Below are 2,500 nucleotides of genomic sequence, written 5' to 3'. Positions count from 1 at the left end.
TCCGAACAGGGCGTCGAGTTGCCGGCAGAAGACCCGAAACCGAGTGATCTAGCCATGGCCAGGCTGAAGGTGCGGTAACACGCACTGGAGGGCCGAACCCACGCCTGTTGAAAAAGTCGGGGATGAGCTGTGGCTAGGGGTGAAAGGCCAATCAAACTCGGAAATAGCTGGTTCTCCGCGAAATCTATTGAGGTAGATCGTCGCTCGATTACCGCCGGAGGTAGAGCACCGGAAGGGCTAGGGGGACCCAAAGTCCTACCAAACCCTACCGAACTCCGAATGCCGGCGAGTACAGGGCGGCAGACAGACAGCGGGTGCTAAGGTCCGTTGTCGAGAGGGAAACAGCCCAGACCACCAGCTAAGGCCCCCAAATGATGGCTAAGTGGGAAAGCATGTAGGACGGCCATAACAACCAGGAGGTTGGCTTAGAAGCAGCCATCCTTTAAAGAAAGCGTAATAGCTCACTGGTCTAATAGCTGTCCCGCGGCGAAAATGTAACGGGGCTCAAGCCATCTGCCGAAGCTGTGGATGCACGAAAGTGCGTGGTAGCGGAGCGTTCCCTAAGCCTGCGAAGCGGGACCCGCGAGGGCCCGTGGAGGTATGGGAAGTGCGAATGCGGACATGAGTAGCGACAAAGCGGGTGAGAAACCCGCTCGCCGAAAGTCCAAGGGTTCCTGCGCAAGGTTAATCCGCGCAGGGTGAGCCGGCCCCTAAGGCGAGGGCGACAGCCGTAGCCGATGGAAACCAGGTCAAAATTCCTGGGCCCGCCAGAAGTGACAGCCGTGAAGTTCTGTCATCCCTTATCGGATTGGGGTGGCAGTTGGATCGGCTCGGGAAATAGCTCTGGCATATGGACCGTACCCGAAACCGACACAGGTGGACTGGTAGAGTATACCAAGGCGCTTGAGAGAACGATGCTGAAGGAACTAGGCAAATTGCTCGCGTAACTTCGGGATAAGCGAGACCCTTTCCTGCGCAAGCAGGGTGGGGTGACACAAACCAGGGGGTGGCGACTGTTTAGTAAAAACACAGGGCTCTGCGAAATCGAGAGATGACGTATAGGGTCTGACGCCTGCCCGGTGCCGGAAGGTTAAGGGGAGATGTGCAAGCATCGAACCGAAGCCCCGGTAAACGGCGGCCGTAACTATAACGGTCCTAAGGTAGCGAAATTCCTTGTCGGGTAAGTTCCGACCTGCACGAATGGCGTAACGACCTCCCCACTGTCTCCAGCATCGGCTCAGCGAAATTGAACTCCCCGTGAAGATGCGGGGTACCCGCGGTCAGACGGAAAGACCCTATGAACCTTTACTGCAACTTCGCAGTGGCGCCAGGAAGGGACTGTGTAGGATAGGTGGGAGGCTGTGAAGCCGGGGCGCTAGCCTCTGCGGAGCCAACCTTGAAATACCACCCTGTGCCTTTCTGGCGTCTAACTGAGCCCCGTTAGCCGGGGCCAGGACCCTGCGTGGTGGGCAGTTTGACTGGGGCGGTCGCCTCCCAAATGGTAACGGAGGCGCGCGATGGTGGGCTCAAGCCGGTCGGACATCGGCTGTTGAGTGCAAAGGCATAAGCCCGCCTGACTGTGAGCGCGACAGCGCGAACAGAGACGAAAGTCGGCCTTAGTGATCCGGTGGTCCCGCGTGGAAGGGCCATCGCTCAACGGATAAAAGGTACTCTAGGGATAACAGGCTGATCTCCCCCAAGAGTCCACATCGACGGGGAGGTTTGGCACCTCGATGTCGGCTCATCGCATCCCGGGGCTGGAGCAGGTCCCAAGGGTTCGGCTGTTCGCCGATTAAAGCGGTACGTGAGCTGGGTTTAGAACGTCGTGAGACAGTTCGGTCCCTATCTGCCGTGGGTGTAGGAGACTTGCGAGGATCTGTCCCTAGTACGAGAGGACCGGGATGGACGTACCTCTGGTGTACCAGTTGTGGCGCCAGCCGCATCGCTGGGTAGCTAAGTGCGGACGGGATAACTGCTGAAGGCATCTAAGCAGGAAACCCCCCTCTAAACGAGGTCTCCCTCGAGGGCCGTGCCAGACCAGCACGTTGATAGGCCGCAGGTGGAAGCCGGGTAACCGGTGCAGCCGAGCGGTCCTAATCGCCCGATAGAACTCCCATCACACCTCAACGCATCGCCGTCCCCCAAAGGACGGCACCGCACGCAGCACCAAGCCGCGCCTGCCCTGCACTCCATTCCCACACACAAGGATCCGGCCGGGTGGCCCGGTGGTCATCGCAAGGTTGATACACCCGATCCCATCCCGAACTCGGCCGTGAAACACCTCAGCGCCCATGGTACTGTTGCTCAAGCAACGGGAGAGTCGGTCGCCGCCGGGCCACCCAGCCGGATCCTCACACCCGTCACACACATACACACACCACCGCGGGGTGGAGCAGCCCGGTAGCTCGTCAGGCTCATAACCTGAAGGTCACAGGTTCAAATCCTGTCCCCGCATCCAAATACAAGGCGCTGACCCAAACGGGCCAGCGCCTTTGCCGTC

1 tRNA gene and 2 rRNA genes (1 of these 3 cut by a window edge) are annotated in these 2,500 nt (G+C 59.4%); all 3 read left to right on the top strand.

Annotated elements, in window-relative coordinates:
- Positions 1 to 2,118, top strand: a 23S ribosomal RNA gene (locus tag E2C06_RS35295) (it extends 616 nt beyond the left edge of the window).
- Positions 2,119 to 2,221: 103 nt separating this feature from the next.
- Positions 2,222 to 2,336: ribosomal RNA gene (gene rrf / locus E2C06_RS35290) — 5S ribosomal RNA — on the top strand.
- Positions 2,337 to 2,381: 45 nt separating this feature from the next.
- A tRNA-Met gene (locus tag E2C06_RS35285) sits at positions 2,382 to 2,458 on the top strand.
- Positions 2,459 to 2,500: the final 42 nt, after the last annotated feature.

Origin of the sequence: Dankookia rubra (genome assembly GCF_004355005.1) — a bacterium.
GTDB lineage: Bacteria > Pseudomonadota > Alphaproteobacteria > Acetobacterales > Acetobacteraceae > Paracraurococcus > Paracraurococcus ruber_A.
The sequence above is the reverse complement of the archived record's forward strand: the minus strand, read 5'-3'. Positions and strand labels throughout refer to the sequence as shown.